The sequence below is a fragment of the Sphingopyxis sp. genome (genome assembly GCF_034380315.1).
GTDB lineage: Bacteria > Pseudomonadota > Alphaproteobacteria > Sphingomonadales > Sphingomonadaceae > Sphingopyxis.
In genome coordinates this window covers 181,761-203,974 of sequence record NZ_JAXMPB010000006.1, presented here as the reverse complement: position 1 = coordinate 203,974, position 22,214 = coordinate 181,761, and the positions used below count along the sequence as shown (strand labels likewise).

17 protein-coding genes and 1 tRNA gene are annotated in these 22,214 nt (G+C 63.4%); 6 read left to right on the top strand and 12 right to left on the bottom strand.

The genetic code is table 11. The features are described from left to right. Positions 1–64: 64 nt before the first annotated feature. The gene (locus U0S50_RS12975; protein WP_322309179.1) at positions 65–397 is read left to right on the top strand and encodes an STAS domain-containing protein; all 333 of its coding nucleotides are present in this window, start codon (positions 65–67) and stop codon (positions 395–397) included. On the opposite strand, the gene U0S50_RS12970 is transcribed toward U0S50_RS12975, so the two are convergent. Genes U0S50_RS12970 through U0S50_RS12955 form a run of 4 tightly spaced genes read right to left on the bottom strand, consistent with a single transcriptional unit; the run spans position 394 to position 5,594 of the window. After that, entirely contained in the window at positions 394–1,629 is a 1,236-nt protein-coding gene (locus U0S50_RS12970) for a hypothetical protein (RefSeq protein WP_322309178.1), read from the bottom strand. The genes U0S50_RS12975 and U0S50_RS12970 overlap by 4 nt on opposite strands. Continuing rightward, complete coding sequence (locus tag U0S50_RS12965) at positions 1,620–2,000, bottom strand: Crp/Fnr family transcriptional regulator (protein WP_322309177.1); 381 nt, start codon at positions 1,998–2,000, stop codon at positions 1,620–1,622. The genes U0S50_RS12970 and U0S50_RS12965 overlap by 10 nt, the downstream gene beginning before the upstream one ends. Beyond that, positions 1,997–3,268 (bottom strand): HAMP domain-containing protein, encoded by a 1,272-nt coding sequence (locus U0S50_RS12960; RefSeq protein ID WP_322309176.1) that lies wholly within the window; start codon positions 3,266–3,268, stop codon positions 1,997–1,999. The genes U0S50_RS12965 and U0S50_RS12960 overlap by 4 nt, the downstream gene beginning before the upstream one ends. Continuing rightward, a complete protein-coding gene (locus tag U0S50_RS12955; protein WP_322309175.1) occupies positions 3,258–5,594 on the bottom strand; it encodes an MFS transporter in 2,337 nt (778 codons plus the stop codon). Before U0S50_RS12955 ends, U0S50_RS12960 begins: the two co-directional genes overlap by 11 nt. Positions 5,595–5,711: 117 nt before the next feature. Here U0S50_RS12955 and U0S50_RS12950 point away from each other — a divergent pair, with 117 nt between their 5' ends. Next, positions 5,712–7,331 (top strand): PP2C family protein-serine/threonine phosphatase, encoded by a 1,620-nt coding sequence (locus U0S50_RS12950; RefSeq protein WP_322309174.1) that lies wholly within the window; start codon positions 5,712–5,714, stop codon positions 7,329–7,331. Positions 7,332–7,338: 7 nt separating this feature from the next. Here the strand turns inward: U0S50_RS12950 and U0S50_RS12945 are convergent, their stop codons facing one another. Together U0S50_RS12945 and U0S50_RS12940 are read right to left on the bottom strand one after the other, a co-directional pair. Continuing rightward, on the bottom strand, positions 7,339–8,151 hold the full coding sequence (locus U0S50_RS12945) for a hypothetical protein (protein WP_322309173.1): 813 nt from the start codon (positions 8,149–8,151) through the stop codon (positions 7,339–7,341). 183 nt (positions 8,152–8,334) lie between these two features. After that, on the bottom strand, positions 8,335–11,022 hold the full coding sequence (locus U0S50_RS12940; protein WP_322309172.1) for a TonB-dependent receptor plug domain-containing protein: 2,688 nt from the start codon (positions 11,020–11,022) through the stop codon (positions 8,335–8,337). Positions 11,023–11,269: 247 nt separating this feature from the next. On the opposite strand from U0S50_RS12940, the gene U0S50_RS12935 reads away from it, so the two are divergent. Next, positions 11,270–13,207: an isoaspartyl peptidase/L-asparaginase gene (locus U0S50_RS12935; protein ID WP_322309171.1), complete on the top strand. Its 1,938-nt coding sequence runs from the start codon at positions 11,270–11,272 to the stop codon at positions 13,205–13,207. Beyond that, positions 13,207–13,653, top strand: a complete 447-nt coding sequence (locus U0S50_RS12930) for an Lrp/AsnC family transcriptional regulator (RefSeq protein WP_322309261.1) — start codon at positions 13,207–13,209, stop codon at positions 13,651–13,653. The genes U0S50_RS12935 and U0S50_RS12930 overlap by 1 nt, the downstream gene beginning before the upstream one ends. A gap of 37 nt (positions 13,654–13,690) precedes the next feature. Here the strand turns inward: U0S50_RS12930 and U0S50_RS12925 are convergent, their stop codons facing one another. The 4 genes from U0S50_RS12925 to U0S50_RS12910 form a co-directional block, all read right to left on the bottom strand. Beyond that, a complete protein-coding gene (locus U0S50_RS12925) occupies positions 13,691–15,802 on the bottom strand; it encodes a prolyl oligopeptidase family serine peptidase (protein WP_322309170.1) in 2,112 nt (703 codons plus the stop codon). A 68-nt stretch (positions 15,803–15,870) separates the two neighbouring features. Further along, positions 15,871–16,293 (bottom strand): DUF4112 domain-containing protein, encoded by a 423-nt coding sequence (locus U0S50_RS12920; RefSeq protein ID WP_322309169.1) that lies wholly within the window; start codon positions 16,291–16,293, stop codon positions 15,871–15,873. A gap of 40 nt (positions 16,294–16,333) precedes the next feature. Continuing rightward, positions 16,334–17,794 (bottom strand): ABC transporter substrate-binding protein, encoded by a 1,461-nt coding sequence (locus tag U0S50_RS12915; RefSeq protein ID WP_322309168.1) that lies wholly within the window; start codon positions 17,792–17,794, stop codon positions 16,334–16,336. A 199-nt stretch (positions 17,795–17,993) separates the two neighbouring features. Further along, positions 17,994–18,080 (bottom strand) — tRNA-Leu (locus U0S50_RS12910). A gap of 93 nt (positions 18,081–18,173) precedes the next feature. On the opposite strand from U0S50_RS12910, the gene U0S50_RS12905 reads away from it, so the two are divergent. Then, the gene (locus tag U0S50_RS12905) at positions 18,174–19,121 is read left to right on the top strand and encodes an ABC transporter ATP-binding protein (RefSeq protein WP_322309167.1); all 948 of its coding nucleotides are present in this window, start codon (positions 18,174–18,176) and stop codon (positions 19,119–19,121) included. After that, positions 19,118–19,885 (top strand): ABC transporter permease, encoded by a 768-nt coding sequence (locus U0S50_RS12900; RefSeq protein WP_322309166.1) that lies wholly within the window; start codon positions 19,118–19,120, stop codon positions 19,883–19,885. The genes U0S50_RS12905 and U0S50_RS12900 overlap by 4 nt, the downstream gene beginning before the upstream one ends. A gap of 33 nt (positions 19,886–19,918) precedes the next feature. On the opposite strand, the gene U0S50_RS12895 is transcribed toward U0S50_RS12900, so the two are convergent. Then, positions 19,919–20,197, bottom strand: coding sequence for an integration host factor subunit beta (locus U0S50_RS12895; protein ID WP_322309165.1), 279 nt, complete (start codon positions 20,195–20,197; stop codon positions 19,919–19,921). A 204-nt stretch (positions 20,198–20,401) separates the two neighbouring features. Then, on the bottom strand, positions 20,402–22,111 hold the full coding sequence (gene rpsA, locus U0S50_RS12890; RefSeq protein ID WP_322309164.1) for a 30S ribosomal protein S1: 1,710 nt from the start codon (positions 22,109–22,111) through the stop codon (positions 20,402–20,404). Positions 22,112–22,214 lie beyond the last annotated feature (103 nt).

The window sequence follows — 22,214 nt, the reverse complement described above, 5'->3', positions numbered from 1 at the left end:
AAAATTTCACAATCACTACATAATGGTTGGCGACGCCGCGTTACGCGAAGCTTATGGGGCAGGCATGGATATCACGGAAAAGCAGATCGATGGCGCCTGGCTCGTCGCGGCATCGGGCCGGATCGACAGCAACAGCGCTCCGGCATTGGAAGCGGTGTTGCCGGAGCGGGTGCAGCAGCATGCGGCAACGATCATGGACCTTTCCTCGGTCGCCTATGTCAGTTCGGCAGGGCTGCGCGTCTTTCTGAAGGGCGTGAAGGCGGCGAAGGCGAGCGGGCACAAGCTTGTTCTGACGGGTCTGTCGCCCTCCGTATATGAGGTGTTCGAGATCAGCGGCTTTACGGCCATCTTCACGATCGCCGACGATATCGACGCCGGGCTTGCGGCCATCGGTTAATCGGCGGGCCCGATCAAGGCGAAGACCCCGTCGGGTTTGAGAAGGGCGGCGATCCGGTCGAGCGCCGCACGCGGCGATCCATCGGGGGTCGCCGCGATATAGGTTTCGGCAGCGCTCGCCGTCGCATCATCCGCAAGGCAGGTCAGGACCAGCTTGCCGGGCCGCGTTTCGGCGGACCACGTCATATGGGCCATTCGCGTCACGTTGAACGCCGATCGCACGATATCGCATATCGGCCGTTCGGGCATGTCCCACCAGCCGTTTTCCAGGAAACGCCGGGCCGACAGCGCCATCGCCAGAGCGTCGATCGGGGTTGTCGCGGAACATTCGCCGATCACCAGTGCGGCCTTGTCACCCGAATGGCAGAGGGCGGCAAAGCTGCCGGGCGTGACATTTCCGCAAAAACGAACCGCAATGGCGGCACCCGCCAAGGCGGTATCGATCGGCGGGACATGCGCGCGGCGCAACGAGGCGAAGGCGCTGGCTTCGTCCCTGCCCTCGTCCTCCCGCGCAAGGCTTTGGTCGAGCGCGGATATGGCGGCGTTGCGGCCAGCATCGAGCAATCGCAGGGCCGCCGCGAGGTCGGCGGCTTCGGCAATTCGCAGCGCATCCGTATCGGGAAGCGGCAAGCCGCCGTCGATCGCGTCGATAATCGCGCGGCTGGCGGCCAATTCCTTGCGAATCCGACCCGCGACATACCAGCCCGCCACGATACCGATCATGGCCGCGAAGGCGACGCCGACAAGGATCCGGCGCAACAGGGCATCCAGTTGCTGGAACATGGGTTCGGCATCGATGCGAGCGGCGACGAAGCCGCCGGATGCGAGGCGCGCCTGCGCGGCGACGTAGCGGCGGCCATCGGGGTCGCGCATAAGCGGTGTCACGCGGCGGCCGGAAGGCGGCTGGTCGCGACCGGGCACCCATCGGCGGGTGGCGGGGGCCAGCGCCACGATATTTCCCGCACCGTCGACCAGATAATATCCGTCCAGCCCATCCACATGCCTGGCGGCGGCGGCGAGAGCATCGCGGCGTTCCGAAGCCACGTCGACGGGCGAGGCGTGGTCGATGGAGGACAGAAACTCTGCCGCGGTGACGGCGGCGGCGAGCGCCCGGTTGTCGATACCCCGCAGCATCTCCGCCTTGCTTTGAAAATAGAGCAAAGCGCCATTGATCGCGGCCAGCAGCATCAACAGCGGCACAGAGGCGGCCAATATGATGTTTCTCAAGCGCATGATTGCAGGGAACCGAGGTCGAGCAGAGCGACAATGAACTCGGGGCATTCCCGCGCAATGGTGAACAGGTGTGGCCGCGCCAGGCATAGCGAATGCATGCCCTCTGGCCCCGCACGATAAGGCGCAAGGACCGGCAGGGAAAAAAGCAATGACGCGACATCGAACAGGGCGGGCATTCGCACGTTCCCCGCCACGGCCCATCCGTCGGTAACGATATGCAGCACATCCGCGGGCTTGCCCGCTTCGACCAGCAGCGCGTCGGCTTCGAAGCGCGCCGGACGGACTTGCGCCGCGACAAGGGCGCATTCGCTGTCGGTCAGGCAGTCGAAAGGCGGGGTGGCCTTCAGCATGGCGGTGATCTCTTGCATCATCGCTTGCCGCCTTTCGTCAGCGGGATCGGCATGTTCCGGTATCGCAGGTCCGAAACGTCGGTCGCCAGCAGGATTGCCCGACCGGGAACCAGGTGGAGCGGCCCGGATTCACTCTCCAGATCAATGGGCGCGGGGCCAGACTGCGACAGCCGCCGGGCTTGTCGGTCGAAACGAAGCAGGGCCCCATGATCGCGGTCCGCCAGATGCTCGACCTGTTCCGCCAGTTCGGGGCATATGGCGATCCTGTCGCCCAGCAGCATCATGGCGCGATGGGCCAGGGCGACGGGCAAGCTGTCGTCTGTCAGGGGCAGCCATAGCAGCAGCAGATCGGGGCGGTCGGCGAGGACCACGGGCGCGCGGCCGGGCGCGTGTCGGCCGAGAAACCAGCGTTCGGTCGCCGCCGACCGGTGCCGGTCGGCCCGTGCCTCGGCCGCCCTCAGGTCGGCGGTCACATGATCGTTCAATCCGGCCAGCGCGCGCTGCAACCTTTTGACCTCGGCGGGGCTGTCGATCGTGGCCGGGTCATGGTGATCGCCCGCCGCGATGCGCAGGGCGTCCTGGGTCAGCTTTTGGATGGGCCGCGCGACATGCCGCATGATCCGAAGCGTCACCAACAGGCATGCGAGCAGCGAAGCGAGGCCGGCCATCGCGCTCAGGTACAGGGCATTTTGTGTCGCGACACGCAGCACCGATACATTGACGTCGGCACCGGCCGTTCCGCGGATCGCTCCATCGGCGCCGTAAACGGGCGCGGCTCCGGCTTTCAGCAATCCCCATTGTTCCTGATATTCCACCGGCGAGACATAGGTGTGCGCCTGGGCCTGAACATCATGAAGCCCGGCCATCGTATCGGGCGGCAGCGTGTCGGGTGCGCCGAGGTTCGTGTGTTCCGGGCCCTCGGTGCCGTCCAGAATATAGCGTACCTCCGACGGCGACGTGATGACTTGCGTATAGATATACGTCAGCCCCAGTTGCGCGCGGATCCGGCGCATCGGCTCGACATTGCGGCGATAGCGAATGTCCGCTTCCGCAGCGGTCAAATCGCCGCCGGCCGCTGCCGTCTCGATCAGCCAGTCGTGATCTTCCGGGTCGACAAGGGCGCCGACGAGCGCGCTGGTCGTGATCAGCCGGTCGTCGAACTGCCGTATGATGGTGGCGTCGAGCCGCAGATACACGAGCGTGGCGAACAGCGTCGCCACCGCCACGACGATGGGCAGAAAGACCCTTAGGAGCAGCGCCCGGATGCCGAGTTTACGCTCAGGCCGCATGGGCGCGCCCGTCCTGCACACGCAGCATCACGAGCGCCAGATCGGGGCGTCGGGCGGCGACGTCGCGAATATGGGCATGACCGATCCAGAAGGCTTCGCCGCCGCGCGCGGCGCAACCGAACGCTGGCGTTGCGCCTGGCGGGGTGCATTGTGCCATGGCGGCCAGATCGGCGAGCGCTTCAAGGGTTGCTCCGCCGAAATCGGGATGGCGGGCCAAGGCATCGACCATGGGCACGAGGCCGGGGCCCTGTTGAGGGCGCATCGCCATCTGCGCCAATATCTGGCACCGCAGCGGTTCCGGCATGTCGGCGCGAATGATCGGTGCCGTGATCGCCGCGAAATCCGCGATCGACAGCCGGTCGTCGAGAAGGGCGAGCGCGATCGCCGCCTCGATCATGCTTCCCTGGTCGAGCGAGGCGCGGGCCAATTCGGTGATGTTGGCGAGGGACGGGGGCGCGTCCCGCTCGCGCGGGTTTGGGCGCAATATGCTATCGATCTGCCGGAACAATTTGTGACCGAGCCCGGTTTCGATCGTCTCCATCGCATTGGCACGAACCTTTGCATTCGACGAATGCAGCGACACGATCAACAGGTCGGCGTCGGGCAGCAGGCCTCGCAGGGCCAGAATTTCCAGCAGGAAATCGATCGCGGCGCTCGCGCGTTCGCGCTGGGCCCGGGCGAGCAGCGCGGTCAGCCCTGACGCATCGGCGGCGGCGTCGAGGCTGGCGGCGCCATCGGCCGCCTGCCGGGCTTCCCCGATTTCCAGTTCGAGCAGCGCGTCGGATTGAACGACGAACTGAGCAAGCGAGAGGCTTGCAAGCGCGCGAGCGGCGACGGCCCGCGTCGGATAGGGGTGTCGGCGATCGCGCAGCGCGGCGACGAGCGGCGGGATGGCGGTTTCGCCATGGTCGATCAGTGCCGCACCAATCTGACGGCGGCGTCGCGGCGTCGCGGCCGCCGTCTCCGCAAGCAAGGTCCGGATGCGGTCATGGGCGACAGGCTGGCGATCGTCGCCATCGGGTGATGCGGCTATCGCGCCGAAGTCCAGCCAGCCGCGGCGCATGTTGCCGGCCATGGCTGCCGGATAAAGCTGGCGCAGCGTCACGACGATCGCGATCAGCAGCGCGCCCAGCATGACGCCTATTCCCGACAGCTCGCGCGCATCGACATATTTGGCCGCGTAAAGGAGGAAAAGACCGGCGACCAGACTGGCGAGCGGTTCGCACATGCCCTCTATTATCGTGCGAAGCGTGCGTTTGACGCCCGATGGCATGGCGTTGAACAGCAGGTTCTGATTGTTGTATTCGATCGACGTCAAAACGCCGTGATACGCGACAAAAGCCGCGACCGCCGCCCAATAGCCGCCGTCGAGGAAGAAAAATCCGAACACGCCGAAATAAGCGAAAGGCAGGATGAAGGCCACGTTGCGGACGCCGATCCGCGCGATCAACCTGTTGAACAAAAAGAGACATACGAAAAGATTGAAGATATTCGAAAACGCATAAAGCGATCCGAACAATGCCGCGAGTTCGGCTTCGGTTCGGCCCTGCTGAAAAACCTCCGCATATTGATACTCGGCGAGGTTGGTCATCAACAGCGTGACGAACAGCGTCGCGGTTAACGCCAGCGTGAACGGGGATTTCCGGAAATTGGTCGCTAAAATAGCGACTTGGCCCGCAATGTTGGGGGAGGGGGGGGATTCTTCCAGGTCATTTTCGTTGAGTTTCGTCCAGCGGCGGCCGAGCGCGCGGGCGAGGGGGATGGTCGCGAGCGCGATTGCGGCCCAAAAGAGCAGGAATCCCGCCAGCGAGACGGTTTCGGCGAGCAGGCTGACGACCAGTCCGCCGGTCGCGGTTCCCAGCGCACAAAATGCGGCGAACAGCGGAAATAGCCGTTTTGCATCCTGAATGTCGAAAAATGCGTCGGTATAATTCCAGAACAGGCTGTAGAGCGCGATGTACCACATCGCGAGATAGAGCTTGAGCGCATAGTAGAGCGGCTCGCTGCCTTCCGCGCGGCCCAGAAGGAACCAGAAGGCCAGCCCGCCGACCGCGAGCAGGACCAGCGTTGCCGTCACGACATGATCGAGCGATAGCCGCATCATCAACGCCGAAAACAGGCCCGTGTAAACGAGCATGACGAGCGGGGTGAGGATGAAGATGACCGGCAGCGCGCCCGCGCCGACATTGCCGAAAAAGGCGGCGTCGCCGGCGCTGAACCCGACCCCCATGCCCATTTGAAGCAGAAAGCCGAACAGCCCGAACTGAAACAGTTTCGACCATTCGTGCCGCTCGACGCGAAGCAGACGGTTCAGCCTGTCGATCACCCGCCCCTCCCCTGTCGTCCCGGCCCTTCGATATTTGCGCATAGCAACAAAATGTTGACGAAGTCAGTCGCACGGTTGCCAGCATCGTATAAAGCGGCGATGATGGCGCCAGGGGCGATGTCGGAACGAAAAAGAAAATTCGGGCTTAAGCCCCAGCTGTTGCTGTTGCTGTTCGTGCTGAATCTGGTCGCGGCATCGGCCTATTCGCTCGTCCTGTACCGGATCGACCGCGCCGAAATCCTGATCGGGATCGACAATCAGTTGCGCACCGCCGCCTATGCGGTGAAGGAAATCGTGCCGCCGGGATATCATGAGCGCATCCGCCACATGGATTCGATCTCGCCCGAAGAGTTTGACGCGCTGCAGGACCGGTTGTCAGGCTTCGCCAATGCGTCGGGCCTGTCCTATGCCTATACCTATATGAAGTTCGGGGCGCAGATCCGCACCGTCGCGACCAGCGCGACGGTCGAGGAGATGCGGGCCGGGTCGCAGACGCGCTATTTCGCGCTGTACGACACGGCGCCGGCGAAGCTGCACCGGAGCTTTGTCGACCACCGGATTCGGTATGATGAATATAGCGACGCCTTTGGGCGTTTCCGGTCGATCTATACGCCGGTTCGGATGCGCGACGGGCGCACCTATGTCATCGGTGCGGATATCGACCTTGGCCACCTCGATGCAAAGCTGCGCGCTGCCTTGTTGCAGTCGATCGGCGTCGGGGTGGTCATGTTCGCCCTGTCGCTTGCGATCGGTTGGTTGCTGATCGGCCGGATCGTGCAGCCGCTGACCCGCCTGACGGCATTCACGCGCAGCATGGAAGAACGCAGTTTCGAGCCCGACGAACAGGAGCTGGCCGAGATCCGGCAGATCGGCGGTTCGCGCGGCGACGAGGTCGGCAGCCTGGCCGAAGCGATGTCGGGAATGATCGCGCGCCTGCAACGCTATCTGATGGAAGTCGAGACCGCGACCGCGGCGCGCGAGCGGGTCGAGGGCGAACTGACCGCGGCGCGCGACATTCAACTGGGGATGCTGCCCGGTAAATTTCCACCTTTCCCCGATCGCACCGACATTGACGTCTTTGCGATGCTGGAGCCGGCAAAGCAGGTCGGCGGCGACCTTTACGATTATTTCCTGATCGATCGCGACAGGCTGTTTTTCGTGGTCGGGGATGTCGCCGGGAAGGGCGTTCCGGCGGCGCTGTTCATGGCGATGACGACAACCCTGTTCAAGGCGCAGGCGCTGTCGGTCGCGTCGACGGCGGAAATCATGAACCGGGTGAATGCCGAGCTAGCGCGCGACAATGTCGCCGAAATGTTCGTGACGGCCTTTGCCTGCATATTGGACCTGCGCGACGGGTCGGTGACGTATAGCGACGCGGGGCACGAGGCGCCATTCCTGGTGCGGGCGGACGGCCGCGTCGAACGATTGGTCAAGAAACAGGGGATTGCGATGGGCATTTTTGCCGATGTCGCCTATCAGGCCGATCGCTTTACCCTGGCGCCCGGTGATGCGCTGGTGCTGTTCACCGACGGCGTGTCCGAAGCAACGGGCCCCGACGACGAGTTGTTCACGGTCGATCGTATCCGCACCGCGCTGGACCGCACGCGGTCGAACCCGTCGGCGCGCTATATCGTCGAAGGACTGGCCGACAGCGTTCGCGCTTTCGTCGGCGAAGTCCCTCAGTCCGACGATATCGCGATATTGGTGGTCTGTTACGAAGGGCCAACCCGGCCCTGATGCCGACTTAACGCGGGTCGCGCGCGTCGGGGCTGCCGAAGCCAAGTGGGGCGCGATCGACCCCATGCATCTTGCGCAGATAGTGGCGCATATCGTCGATCGTGTCGCGCAATCGCTGGCTGTCGGTCGGGCCGCTGGCCATGGCGGCGGCCATAAGCGGGCAGGCTTCGACCTCCCACGGCAGAAAGTCGAAACCGCAATCGGCGTCGCTGGCCCAAATGACGGGATAGGGGCGCCCAAACATGACGCCTTTCAATTCTTCGCGGCCGACGAGGTGAAAGGCCAGCGTGCCGACGTTGCCGGCATCCAGCAATTGTTCGAGCAGGTCGAGGGAGACGACCAGGCTGGATGGCCGCGAAAATTTGGACAGGCGAAAACCAAGGTCGACATCGGGGCCGATGAAATCGATGTGGCTGGCGCCATCGCCGGCCGCCAGTTCGGCAATGTCGAGTTCGATATTCTGTTCGCCGAACGCGGCGATCCAGGCCGTCCCCTTCAACCGCAGTGGCAGGCGGTCGAAATATTTCGCTTCGTACAGCGCCATGGCGCGCAGCAGGGCGCGGAGGATCGAAACGGCCTCGTCCGGGCTTTGCGGTTCGGCCGCGAAAATAATCTCGTCGCCCATCGCCTTCCAGACGTCGATGGACGGCGTGCATTCGTCGTCGATGAACTCAAACCCCACTTGACCTGCCAGCATGAGCGGGAAGTTGGAGAAGAAGGCGCGGAAGATTTCGAGCCAGCCCTGATTGCCCTGTGCGGCGAAACGGGCCTTGAACTCGGTCGAACCGACCATGTCAACGGACAGGAAAAGGCGGATCACTGATTTCTCCGAACGGCGGCGCAATGGCGTGCGCCTCGTTATCGAAGTCTTCTTAACATATGTCGACCGCCGCATTGTAGCATGGGGGTTTTTGCCAGAGGCGCGGCCGGGCGGTGCCTGTTCTGTCCCATGCTGGACGCGGCCGGGAACCTGCTGCCTGGGCAGGTTCCCGGAGTCCGCGCATCAGAGCGGCGCGCCGCCGAGCTTGTAGGTCAGCTGCAGGAACACGCTGCGGCCGATGCTGTCGAACCAGCTTGCGTTGTAATAGGGGTATCCGGACCAGGTCGGATCCTTGACCGGCATCGTGTCGAACAGGTTGCGGATGGTCAGCGAGCCGCGCAGATGGTCGGTAAAGTCATATTGCAGCGTCGCGTTGAAGAGATAGCTCGCCTTTATGAAGGCGTCTTCGTCATAATTGGGAAGCTTGCCGAGGCGGGTGCCCGACAGGGTGAAACGCAGTCCGTCCTTTGACCAGCTGAGGCTGCCGTTCGACTTGTCGCGCGGCATATAATAGCCGCTGTCGGCGGCGAGCTTGTTCTCGACCGGGTCGCCCGGATACTGGACAAAGCTGTGCTTGAACACATGGCTGTGCGCCAGCGACAGCGTGAAGTCCCCGAAGCTGGTTGGCAGCGTGCCGCGGAAGGCGACGTCGATCCCGCTCGTCTTTTCGCGCGCGACGTTGATCGGGTTGATCCGGATCGACGAAATGCGTTCGTTCAGCGAACCACCGCTGAAGCGCTGGATCCGGGCGATGGCATCGACGCAGGTCGGCGAATTCTGATCGACGGCGGCGCCATTCTCGGTCACGCCAAGCCGACAATCGGCTTCGTCGCGCACAAGCTTGCGCGTGTCGAGATCGTTAACCTGATTGTCCAGCGTCACCCGGAAATAATCGACCGAGACATGCAGCCGCGACGACGGTGAAAAAACGAGCCCCGCCGTCAGTGTCCGCCCCGTTTCCGGCTTCAGGTCGCGGTTGCCGTTGCGGTTGAGGACAACACCCTCATCGCCGCGTTCGCAATCCTCGATCTCGACGCCCGGCTCGTCGCGGCGGCACAGATAATAGTCGGCGACCCCGCCCTCGACATTGCCCGGTCCGGTGAAGAGATAGTGAAGATCGGGCGCGCGGAAGGCTGTGCCGTAAGCGGCGCGGAACAGCAGGCTGTTTGTCGGCCGGATTTCGAGCCCGCCATTATATGTGAACTTGTCAACATTGCGGCTGTCGAAACCAAAGGTGTCGTAGCGCCCCGCGCCGGTCAGCGTCACGAATTCGAGCACCGGCACGCGCACCTCGCCGCCGATCGCGGCGTGGCTGCGCTTGCCTTTGCCGTCGCTGTCCTTCCAGCTGTAATAATAGTCGGTGAGCGCGAGCGGATCGGGACGGAGGTTATAGCCCTGCTTGCCATATTCGGCGACCGCTGCGAATCCGACGGGTCCCGCGGGGAGCTGGAACAGTTCGCCGTTGGTGAGCGTCGCCTGCGCATTGCTCGTCCAGCTGAACGGCCGATAGACGGTATCGGCCGAGATGCTGTCATATTCGGCGCGCGTCAACGCGCGATAGAGGCGCGTGGCGGGGTCGGCGTTGAAGATCGGATACCCGCTGTCGGGATCGATGCCCAGTTGCGGACCGAGGAAGAAATCCTTGGCCTTGCTGTTGATGATCTGCGGCCAGCGCACCACCGACTGGTAGCGGCTGTAGTTGAACGACAATTCATAGTCCCAGCTCTTGCCGAAACTGCCGCGGATACCCGGCGTGATGCTGTACGTCGTCTGCTTGCTGCGCTGCATTTCGAACCCGCCGGTTTCCTCCGGCGTGAACTGGCGCCCCCAATCCTCGATCTGGTCGGTGAAGCTGTTGTAGAAATAATTGTCGCTGCTGCTCGACGATTGTTCGAACGCCCATTTTGTGACGTCGTACATCAACCGGACCTTGCTGATCCCCAATTGGGCATCGACGAACAGCTTGGCATCGTCCGACAGTTCATAGGAAGCGCTGGCGAAGCTGTTGAAGCCCTTTCGCCCCGAAATGATCGTGCCGTAACCGATCGATTCCTTGCTTCCGCAGAAATCGCCGTAACGCGGCCGGTTGTAGAGCGCGACCGAGCCGTTGTTGAGGTGCGACAGCGCCTCGCACGTTCCGGCGGCCGGGGCGATATAATCGTCCCAGTAATCGGCACGATAGAAGGTGCGCCGCGCCACCCGGCTCGACGCGGTCGGGCCATCGTCGGTGCTGTCCTGGATGCTGCGCTGGAAACCCCACAGCGGCCGCTGGTCGAGATACTCGATCCCGCCGACGATATTGAAGCGGCCCGAAGACCAGCCGCCGGTCGCGGTGAAACGGTGCGACAGGCCGCCGCCGTGCTGGGTGCGGCCGTGGCGATAGTCGAGCGTGACGCCGTCGAGCCGTTCCTTCATCTTGAAATTGACGACCCCGGCGATCGCGTCGGAGCCATAGATCGCCGATCCGGCGCCGCTCAATATCTCGACCTTGTCGATCAGGCTGACCGGGATGTTCGAAATGTCGGTGAAATTGCTGCGTCCGATATAGGGCAGGGGAAAGTCGGCGATGCGGCGGCCGTTGACCAGCACCAGCGTATGGTTGGGCCCCAGACCGCGCAGGTCGACCTGTTGCGCGCCGGGCGTGAAATCGGCGCTGCTGCCCGATTGCGGGCTTTGCGTTTCGCCGCTGTTCTGCGTCATCGCCGCCAGCAGTTCGGGGACGCTGGTATAGCCATTGGCGCGGATGCTGTCGGAATCGATCGTGGTAACGGGGGCCGGCCCCTGGTCGCGAATGGTGGGAATGCGCGATCCGGTCACGACGATTTCATCGCTGCCCGCCGCGCTTTCCTGCGCATGCGCAGAGCTGATCATCGCCGGCGCGCAAACCCCGATGGCCAGCAGTGTACGAAAAGACCTGTGTCGGAAACCAACCATTATCCACCCCTCACCATCTGTGCGGCGCGAATCGCGCCCTATTTTTCGATCAAAATCCGATCCCTCTGAACAAATATCGTTCAATATTTCAATCAATATGATTGTTTACGGAATCATATTGTCGATATGTACAATCATTATGTAACATCGTGCCTCGTGATGGCGCGGGCGGAAGGAGAGGGCGGTGCTTGGTCGAGTGGTGAGAATATTGGGGCTGCTGTTCGCGGCCGTAAGTCTGTCGATGACGCCGGCGGCGGCCCGATCGGGCAAGGAAAAGCCCTATGAGCATTATGTGTTCGGAAAGCGCGATACGCCGACCCCCGGTCCGGTCTCGGGCGGGTTGCTGTTGATGGGTGGGGGGGACCGCAACATCGACGCGATGAAATGGTTCTTCGCCAAAGCCGGACATGGCCATATCGTCGTGATCAGCGCGTCCTATGGCAAGGAGATTGGCGAGGAATTCTATCGCGAGATCGGCGGTATCCAGTCGACCGAGATCTTCGTCTTTCACGCCCGGTCACAGGCGACGAACCCCCGGATCCTCGACCGGCTGCGCAAGGCCGACGGGATATTCATCGCGGGCGGCGACCAGGCCCGCTATGTCCGATATTGGCGCGGGACGCCGGTGGCCGAGATACTCGACGCGCATGTCGCAGCGGGCAAACCGCTCGCCGGGACCAGCGCGGGGCTCGCGATCCAGGGCGAGAAACTCTATGGCGCGATGGACGATGGCAGCATCAAAAGTCCCGAGGCGCTCGCCGACCCGCTGGGCCCGGCGAATACGATCGAGGGCGATTTCCTGCATTTCCCGCTGTTGACCGGTATCGTCACCGACACGCATTTCAAGGAACGCGACCGGCTCGGCCGCCTGTTCGCCTTTGTCGCGAAGGCGCAGGTCGGCCGCGCTGACGATCGCCCGGCAATGATCGGCTTGGGCGTCGATGAAAGCGCGGCACTGGCCGTTGAGCCCGACGGGACGGGGCGCATCTATGCCACCGCGCCCGACGGCTATGCGTGGGTCGTCGACGGCGCCAGGCTGCGCGGCGTCGCGGGACGCGGGCCGCTCGATGCGCCGCGCGTCAAAGTGACCGGCGTGGGGGCGGGATCGGTCGTCCACCTGCCGTCGGGACGGGTCGACCGACCGGTGTTCGAGCGCCACTATGCCGCGCGGGCTGGCGAATTGGTGGAGGTGCCGCGCTGGTCGCTCGCCATTCATGGCGGTGCGGGCGTGATCGAGCGCGGCGCGCTGACCCCCGACAAGGACAAGGCCTATCGCGCCGGGCTCGACGCCGCTCTGCGCGCGGGCGGCGCGGTGCTCGACCAGGGCGGGGCGGCGCTCGACGCGGTCGCGACGGCGGTTCGGGTGCTGGAGGATGATCCGCTGTTCAATGCCGGGCGCGGCGCGGTGTTTACCGCCGAGGGACGGAACGAACTTGATGCCGCGATCATGGACGGCAGGACGCAAAAGGCGGGGGCGGTCGCGGGCGTCACCCGGACCCGCAATCCAATCGACCTTGCCCGCGCGGTGATGGAAAAGAGCCCGCATGTCATGCTGTCGGGCGCGGGCGCCGACCGGTTTGCGGTCGAACGCGGCATTGCGCAGGTCGATCCGGTCTGGTTCCGGACCGAGGACCGGTGGCAACAGATGCTCCGCTGGCGCGAGAAACAGGCGGCGGCGGTCGATCCGACGCATTTGTTCGGGACCGTCGGCGCGGTCGCCATCGACAGCGAGGGCAATCTGGCCGCCGCGACATCGACCGGCGGAATGACCGGAAAGCGCTGGGGACGGATCGGCGATTCGCCGGTGATCGGCGCCGGGACCTATGCAAAAAACGGATGGTGCGCGGTGTCCGCGACCGGTTCGGGCGAATATTTTATCCGTGAAAGCGCGGCCCGTCAGCTTTGCGACCGGGTGGCCTGGAAGGGCGAGAGCCTGAAGGCGGCGGCCGAGGCAACGATCATGGCGGTGGGCGCCATCGGCGGTGACGGCGGCCTGATCGCCATCGGACCTGACGGGCGCCCGGCCTTTGCCATCAACGACCTTGGCATGTATAGAGGGCGCATGAGTGCGGGGCAGCCTCCGGAAACGGCGATTTTTGCCGACGAAGCGTGGGCTGATTGATGCTGCCGGGCGGCATCAATCTGGATGAGGTCGATGAACGCCTGCTCACCCTTCTTCGCGATGATGCGCGCCAGACCATAGCACAGCTTGCCAAGGAAGTCGGCATTTCACGCGGGCAAATCTATTCGCGCCTGGCGCGGCTGGAAGAAGAAAATGTGGTTGCGGGCTATACCGTCCGCCTGGGCGATGCTTTCGCTGCCAGTCGCGTCAGGGCGCATATGATGATCAAGACCTTGCCCCGTTATCACCGCGAGGTCGAACAGGCGCTCGCCAGCCTGCCGCAGGTGCAGGCGATCCATGCGATCAGCGGCGAATATGACATGATCGCGATGCTGGAAGCCGACGATAGCGTCCAGCTCAACGAGCTGATCGACGATGTCGGCCTGTTCGAGGGGGTCGAGCGCACGACCACTTCGGTGATCCTGGCGACAAAGCTCGAGCGTTAGCGAAACGCCCCCGGCCGGAGCCGGGGGAGCCACACGATTATTTGGGTTCGACCAGTTCGCGCTGTAAAAAGCCGTGGAGCATCGCGGCGCGCACCGCATCCTCGGCATGATCGGCGCCGACCGAATGGCCGCCCTCCAGATATTCGTGATAATAGACGCGGTTGCCATTTTCCTTGAGCCGCGCCGCATATTTGCGCGCGTGGCCGGGATGGACGCGATCGTCCTTGGTCGAGAGGTAAAGGAAGATCGGCGGATATTTCACGCCCTTGCGGATATTCTGATAGGGAGAATATTTCGACAGGAAGGCCCAATCCTGGGGATTGTCGGGATCGCCATATTCGGCGACCCACGAGGCGCCCGCGAGCATCCTGTTATAGCGCCGCATGTCCTTGAGCGGCGAGCCCGAGATGACGGCGCCATAAAGATCGGGGCGCTGGGTCATCGCCGCACCGACCAGTACGCCGCCGTTCGAGCGACCCGAAATCGCGATCCGGCCCTTTGCACTGACCCCGGTGCGGACCAGATCCTCTGCCACCGCATGGAGATCGTCGAAGCTGTTCTGGCGCTTTTCGCGCAGTGCCGCCTGATGCCAGGCGGGGCCATATTCGCCGCCACCGCGGATATTGGCGAGGACATAGGCATTGCCGTCCTCGACCCAGAACAGGCCGAGCGGACCCGCGCGATAGGGCTGGCCGGTCAGATATGCGGGGGTCTGTGCCGAGCGGAAGCCGCCATAGGCGTGGATGAGCGCCGGGACGGGGCCTTTGGCGCCCGTTTTGCGGACGAGGAAATAGGGGATTTTCGTGCCGTCGCTTGACGTTGCGAAGCGCTTTTCGACCGTCATCCCGCCAGCGTCGAAGCTTTCAGGCAGGCTTTGCACCGCCCGCGGCATGCCATCGGTTCCGGCGGCATAGAGGGTCGGGGGCGTCAGCATGGTTTCTGCGGTGGCAAGAACCATGTCGCGCTTGCCGACCGTCCCGGCGATCTGCACCGTGGCATTGTCGGCGAGCGGCACCGGCTGTTGGCGCCATGTCCCCGTTGCGGGGTCGCGGCGCAGCGCAAACAACCGACCCTCGACATCGTCGAGTGCCTTGACCCACAGGATATTGTCGCTCGCCGCGACATCCTCGATCGCCTGTGCCTTGGTCGGAGCCATCACCGCGACCGGCGCCGCTTTGCGTCCTGCCGCCATGTCGGCGAGCGGCATGGCGATCAGCGACCCTTGCGCAAAACCGTCCTGCGCCTTGTTGAGGAAGATGATCGCCTGGCCCGCCAATATCTCCCGCAGGTCGGCGGTGTCGGGGATCGGCGCCTGAACATAGCTGTCGCCGCCCGCGCCGGGGATGAAATAGTCGCTGGTATAGAAGGTCTTGTTGCGGCTGATGATCGTCCAGCGCTGATCGCCGTCCATCGCGGCGAACACGCCCATGCCGACGTCTTCATGCGCGCCTTCCACCACCGTTGCCGCGCGGGCGAGCGGGGTGCCACGTTTCCAGCGCTTGACGATGCGGGGATAACCCGACGCGGTCATGCTGCCCGTCCCATAATCGGTGGCGACCAGCAGCGTGTCGGCATCTTCCCAGGTAACGCTGCTCTTCGCTTCGGGCAGGGTAAAGCCGTCGGCGACAAAGCTTTTGGTCGTGCGGTCCCATTCGCGCACCACATCGGCGTCGGTGCCGCCTGGGCTCAGCGAGACGAGGCAGCGCCGATATTCGGGGGCAAGGCAGTCAGCGCCGTGCCAGACCCAGCTTTTCCCTTCGGCCTTGCCCAGCGCATCGACGTCGATCAGCGTCGACCATTGGGGCTTGCCCGCCAGCCAGGCGTCGAGCGGGCTTTGCCGCCACACGCCGCGCGGATTCTTGGCATCGCGCCAGAAATTGGTGATGCTGTCGCCCATCACCGTGCCGGGCATCGCGATCTGGCGATCATCGTCCAGGATCGCGCGGGCGCGCTGGCGGTCAGCCTCGAACCCCGGCCGTTTCAGCAACAGCGCGTCGGTTGCGGCATTTTCCTTCTTCACCCAGTCGAGCGCCTTTGCGCCCTCGATATCCTCCAGCCACAGCCAGGGATCGGCGCCCTGTTCGGCGGCGATCGCGATGGCGGCGGTGGAACAGGCAAAGGCAAGCGCGGCAAGGCGGGCGCGGATCATCGTCATCTCCAAGGCGGTGCGGATGGGCTGTGCTAGCACCATCACACACCGCGATGGAAGAGTGTTGCTTACTGGTCGATGACGATCGTGCCTGGATGATGCTTGTCGAGGTGCCGTTTGATGATCCGCAGATTGCGGCTGTTCGAACGGAACAGGAAGTCGAAGGCATCGCCGACGAACGGAATGGCGCCCAGCGCGGTATCGACGCCGAGATTGCCCATCATGCGCGCAATTTTCCACTTGGGCATGCCCAGGTTTCGCGCTTCCCAGATCAGATAGGCGCCCATGGCGGCGGTCACGACGTCGCCGATGACCGGAACAAGCCCGACGATCGCGTCCAAGCCGACCGGGCGATTGATGCCGGGAATGACGAAGCTGCGTTCGAGCAGCATTTCGAGCGTTTCGACGCGCTTGCGCAGCGCGGCGGGATCGTTCCGATCGGGTATGAATGCGTCGAAGATCGCATCGGGGTTCGCCTTCGAAGGGGCCATCGGGGTCCTTTCAACAAGCGCGCACGGCGCGCGCCAATCATTAGTTGGGATTGGCGATCAGTCGATTCAATGGGTGCTGCGACCGGCCATTGGCGCGCAGCCCGGTCAGGCGTTGGGCCGCCACCGACCAGCGGAGCGGCGTCGCGAGCGGAATGAAGGGAACATAGCGGGCAAGGACGGCCTCTGCCTCGCCGATTTGCTGGCCGCGTTGCCCCGCGTCGACATTGGCTGTCGCCTGATCGATCAAATTCTGTGCGTCGCGATTGCACAGCGTATCGCGACGGCACGAAAGGCGGCGCAGCGCCCAGACGGGATCGTCGTTCGGCGCCACCTCGTCGATCAGTTTCAGGTCGGCGACGGCATCGAGGGCCACTCGTTCGCTCTTGATGCCGACCCGCGCGAAATCAGCGGCGACATAGGCGAACAATATCCGCCCGCCCGGCGTGTCGGGAAGCGCGATACGCAGCGTCGGTATGTCGCGCCCGGCCCCGCGCCAGGCGTCGATGACCCGCCGCGCCTGAGTCAAGCGCGAGGCATCGTCATATTCGGTCCATGCCGGCACCAGTGCGGCGGGGCCGCCATCGCGGGCGTGAACCGACGGGCGCAGGGTGAATTGCGGGCGCCATTCGGACAGGCCAAAGGCTTCGGTCAGCCGTTCGCGGCGGATCAGCCGGGTCAGCGCGTCGCGATTGGTATCGGTTGCCAGAAATCCTTCGGGGCGCACAAAGGCGAGGCCGAACAGTCCGGGGACGGGGTCGACGACCAATCGCGCGCGCGCGACGTTCGAAGAAGCGAAATAGGGCAGGGTGGAAAAGCGACCGCCGAGCACGGCGTCGGCATAGCCATTTTTGAACCGCGCCAGGGCGCGCGGCGCGTCGGTGCCGATCAGTTCGACCGATGCGGCCGGGTCGTTCGCGGCCGCCTGTGCGGCTTCGGCATCCTCGGCCAGGGGGTCTGGAACGGGGGAGAGCAGCATGGCGCGGCCCGCCCGGCGCGCCCGCATCGGCCCCCAGCCGCGACCTTTTCCGACAATCGCCATCGACGGCTGGGCCAGCAGTTCGAGCAGCGCCGATTGCGGAACCCCGAGCCGAATTTCGATGACGCTGTCGGTCATCGCGCGGATCGCCTCGACCTCCGGAAAATCATCCTTCAGAACATGACGGCTGCGCGCGGCGACATAGGAGCGCAGGATCGTGGCCACCTCGTCCGCCATTACCTTGCGGCCATCGGCCCATTTCGCCTCGCGGATCCGGAAAATATAGCTGCGCCCGTCGGTGGTCACTGTCCAGCGTTCGGCGAGCCCCGGTTCGATCTGTCCTTCATTGTCGAACCCGACAAGGCCCTGGGACGTCGCGTCGAGCAGGGCGGCGTTGGCGGCCGACAGTTCACCGTTGACGGGGTTCGCACTCGGATTGAGGGGGCCGATCGCCGCGACGCGTACTGGGCCTGGTTCGCCGAACAGGCCGCATCCTGTCGCCGAAAGCAGGAGCCCTCCGGCCACGGCGCGAGCCGCTGTTCGCCATAGGCTGCGCATTCCCGCCATTGCATCCGATCCTTCACTTGTTCCGGCCGATCCTGGCCTTGCGGTCCGACACCCGAATAGGCGTTGCCCGTCGAAGGGGGAAGTCGCAATGGTCGGCGACCACATTGTCGCCATCGATCGCCGTCGATAGCCATGCCGCGTCGCCGCGACGGTCCGTTGGTGCGGACGATGGGACTCGAACCCATACACCCAAAAGGATAGCAGATTTTAAGTCTGCTGCGTCTACCGGTTCCGCCACGTCCGCAGCACCGTCGCCGGGAAAAGCCGATGGACGGGGCAAGGTCAAGCAATGTTTAGCGCTTCACCCAGTGGGCTCAGTCGGTTAGGTGTCGGCCCCATGCAAGTTGTCCTGGATATCGTCGGCCTCGGGAAAACCTATAAAAGCGGGCATCAGGCCTTGTCCGACGTCAATCTTCAAATCGCGAAGGGCGAGATATTCGCGCTGCTTGGGCCGAATGGCGCGGGCAAGACGACGATGATCAGCATCATATGCGGTATCGTCACCGCGAGCAGCGGAACCGTTACCGTGGGCGGCCACGATCATGCCCGCGATTATCGCGGCGCCCGCACGATGATCGGACTGGTACCGCAGGAACTCCATACGGACGCCTTTGAAACGGTGATGGCGACGGTCAGCTTTTCGCGCGGGCTGTTCGGCAAGCGCCGCGATCCGGCATTTGTCGAGCAATTGCTGCGCGACCTGTCGCTGTGGGACAAGCGCAACAGCAAGATCATGGAATTGTCGGGCGGAATGAAGCGCCGCGTGATGATTGCCAAGGCACTGAGCCATGAGCCCGAAATCCTGTTTCTCGACGAGCCGACCGCCGGTGTCGATGTCGAGCTGCGCCGCGACATGTGGAACATGGTGCGGTCCTTGCGCGAACGCGGCGTCACCATCATCCTGACGACCCACTATATCGAGGAGGCCGAAGAGATGGCCGACCGCGTCGGGGTGATCAGCAAGGGGCGGCTGATTCTGGTCGAGGAAAAAAATGCGCTGATCAAGAAGCTGGGGCGCAAGACACTGACGTTGAACCTTGCCGAACCGCTCGACGCGATCCCCGAAGCGCTGGCCGATTGGAAGCTGGAGCTGACCGGTGACGGGCACGAACTGGTATATGAATTCGACAGCCAGGCGGAGGCGACCGGGGTGCCATCCCTGTTACGGCGGATGAGCGATCTTGGCATCGCCTTCAAGGATCTCAATACGAAGCAAAGCTCGCTTGAGGATATTTTCGTGGGACTGGTCCACGACAATCGGAACGGCGAGGAGCAAGGGCGATGATCAGCAATATGCGCGGCATCCGCGCCATCTATCTTTTCGAAATGGCGCGTTTCGGACGGACGTTCTGGACCAGCCTGATGCTGCCGGTGATTACCACCGCGCTCTATTTCGTGGTCTTTGGGTCGGCGATCGGCAGCCGGATGAACGAGATCAGCGCCATTTCCTATGGCGCGTTCATCGTACCGGGGCTGATGATGCTGACGATGTTTACCGAGAGCATCAGCAACGCCAGCTTCGGCATCTATATGCCGAAATGGACCGGCACGATCTATGAGATGCTGTCCGCGCCGATGTCGCCGCTCGAACTGCTGATCGCCTATGTCGGGGCGGCGGCGACCAAATCGGTGATCATAGGCAGCATCATCTTTGCGACCGCGCATCTGTTTGTCGATGTCGAGGTCGCGCATCCGCTGTTGATGGCGGCCTTCATGATCCTGATGGCCGTGACTTTCTGCCTGTTCGGTTTCATCATCGGCATCTGGGCCCAGAGCTTTGAGCAGTTGCAGGTGATCCCGCTGCTGGTCGTTTATCCGCTGACCTTCCTTGGCGGTGCCTTCTATTCGCTCGATATGTTGCCCAAGGCCTGGCAGACCGTGACGCTGTTCAACCCGGTCGTCTATCTGATCAGCGGCTTTCGCTGGACCTTCTTTGGTCAGGGCGATGTGGCGATAGAGGTGAGCATGGGCGCGGTGGCCCTGTTCTTCGCGATCTGTCTCGCGGTCATCTTCTGGATGTTCCGGACGGGCTACCGGCTCAAGAACTGAATCGGTAGCCGTCGCGGATTGTTCGGTTCGAGGCTAGCCGTTCAGCCGCTCGCGCATTTCCTTGCCGGGCTTGAAATAGGGCACATTTTTCGCACTCACCGCGACCGGCGTGCCGGTGCGGGGATTGCGTCCCGTGCGCGACTCGCGCGCCCGGGTTGAAAAGGCCCCGAAGCCTCGCAGCTCGACCCGCCCCCCGGCGGCCAGCTGTTCGACAATGGAATCGAAGAAGGCGTCGACGATGCGTTCGACCTCCTCCAGGCGCAAGTCGCTGTTCTCGCTTGCAATCTTTTGAACCAGTTCCGACCGGATCATATGCTTCCCCTTGTTTTCACGCGCGTCTGCGACGGACGCAATCATCTTCCGGTCGTTGCCGGAAAACCAGTGCGTGAGGACCCCTCCCTACGCACTGTGGAGAGTAACATGAATCGGCATTCGGTCAAAAGATATGACGCTACGAAAAAGGCCCGCAGAGAGACACTCTGCGGGCCTTTTCCAATGGCTTGAGAGGAAGAAGGGTTAGTCCTTCTTGCCAGCCTTCAGCGCTTCGCCGAGGATGTCGCCGAGCGATGCGCCCGAGTCCGACGAACCATATTGGGCGACAGCCTGCTTCTCTTCGGCGATCTGCATCGCCTTGACCGAGAAGTTCGGCTTTTTCGAACGGTCGAAACCGGTGACCATCGCGTCGAACTTCTGTCCGACCTGATAGCGTTCCGGACGCTGTTCGTCGCGGTCGCGGCCAAGGTCGGCGCGCTTGATGAAGCCGGTCGCGCCATCGTCGCCAGCCTGAACTTCGAGGCCGTTGTCGCGGACTTCGAGGACGGTGACGGTGACGACGTCGTTCTTCTTCAGCGAGCCAGCGCCAGCGCCGGCGCCGATCGCGGGTGCACCCTTTTCAAGCTGCTTGATGCCCAGGCTGATGCGTTCCTTCTCGACGTCGACGTCGAGAACGACAACCTGTACATTTTCGCCCTTGCGGTGAAGGTGCAGCGCTTCTTCGCCCGAGATGCCCCAGGCGATGTCCGACATGTGAACCATGCCGTCGACGTCGCCGGGCAGGCCGACGAACAGACCGAATTCGGTCGCGTTCTTGACTTCGCCTTCGACGACGCTGCCGACCGGATGCGCATCGGCAAACGCGCCCCAGGGGTTCGACTGAGCCTGCTTGAGACCCAGGCTGATGCGGCGCTTTTCGCTGTCGACTTCGAGGACGATGACGTCGACTTCCTGGCTGGTCGAAACGATCTTGCCGGGGTGGACGTTCTTCTTGACCCACGACATTTCGCTGACGTGGACCAGGCCTTCGATGCCGGGTTCCAGTTCGACGAACGCACCATAGTCGGTGATGTTCGTGACGGTGCCCGACAGCTTTGCACCGACCGGGTACTTGGCGGCGACGCCTTCCCACGGATCGCTTTCGAGCTGCTTCATGCCCAGGCTGATGCGCTGCGTGTCGCGGTTGATGCGGATGATCTGAACCTTGACGGTGTCACCGATGTTGATGACTTCGCTCGGGTGGTTGACGCGCTTGTAGCTCATGTCGGTGACATGGAGCAGGCCGTCGATGCCGCCGAGGTCGACGAACGCACCGTAATCGGTGATGTTCTTGACCGCGCCTTCGATGATCTGACCTTCTTCGAGGTTCTGGATCAGGCCCGAACGCTGTTCGGCGCGGGTTTCCTCGAGGATGGCGCGGCGCGACACGACGATGTTGCCGCGGCGGCGATCCATCTTGAGGATCTGGAAGGGCTGCGGCAGGTCCATGAGCGGGCCGACGTCGCGCACGGGGCGGATATCGACCTGGCTTCCGGGAAGGAAGGCCACGGCGCCGCCGAGGTCGACGGTGAAGCCGCCCTTGACGCGGCCGAAGATCACGCCTTCGACGCGAGCTTCCTTGTTGAATTCTTCTTCCAGGCGGTCCCAGGCGGCTTCGCGGCGAGCGCGGTCGCGCGACAGCATGGTTTCGCCATTGGCGTTTTCGACGCGGTCGACATAGACTTCGACTTCGTCACCGATCTTCAGATCGGCCTTCTGGCCGGGCATCGCGAATTCGCGAAGCGCAACGCGGCCTTCGCTCTTCAGGCCGATGTCGATCACTGCCATGTCGTTTTCGATGCCGGTTACGGTGCCCTTGACGACGCGGCCTTCAAAGCCGCCGTCGGCGCCGCCCAGCGATTCATCGAGCATCGCGGCAAAATCGTCGCGAGTCGGAAAAGCCGTAGAGGCCATAAATATGTTCCTTACTTCATTTGTTCCGGCCAAGCGGTTGGTTCCGCTGGTCTTTTGGCCGATCCGTCTTGCCTGCCGAATGCAATGCAAAACATCCTTTGAA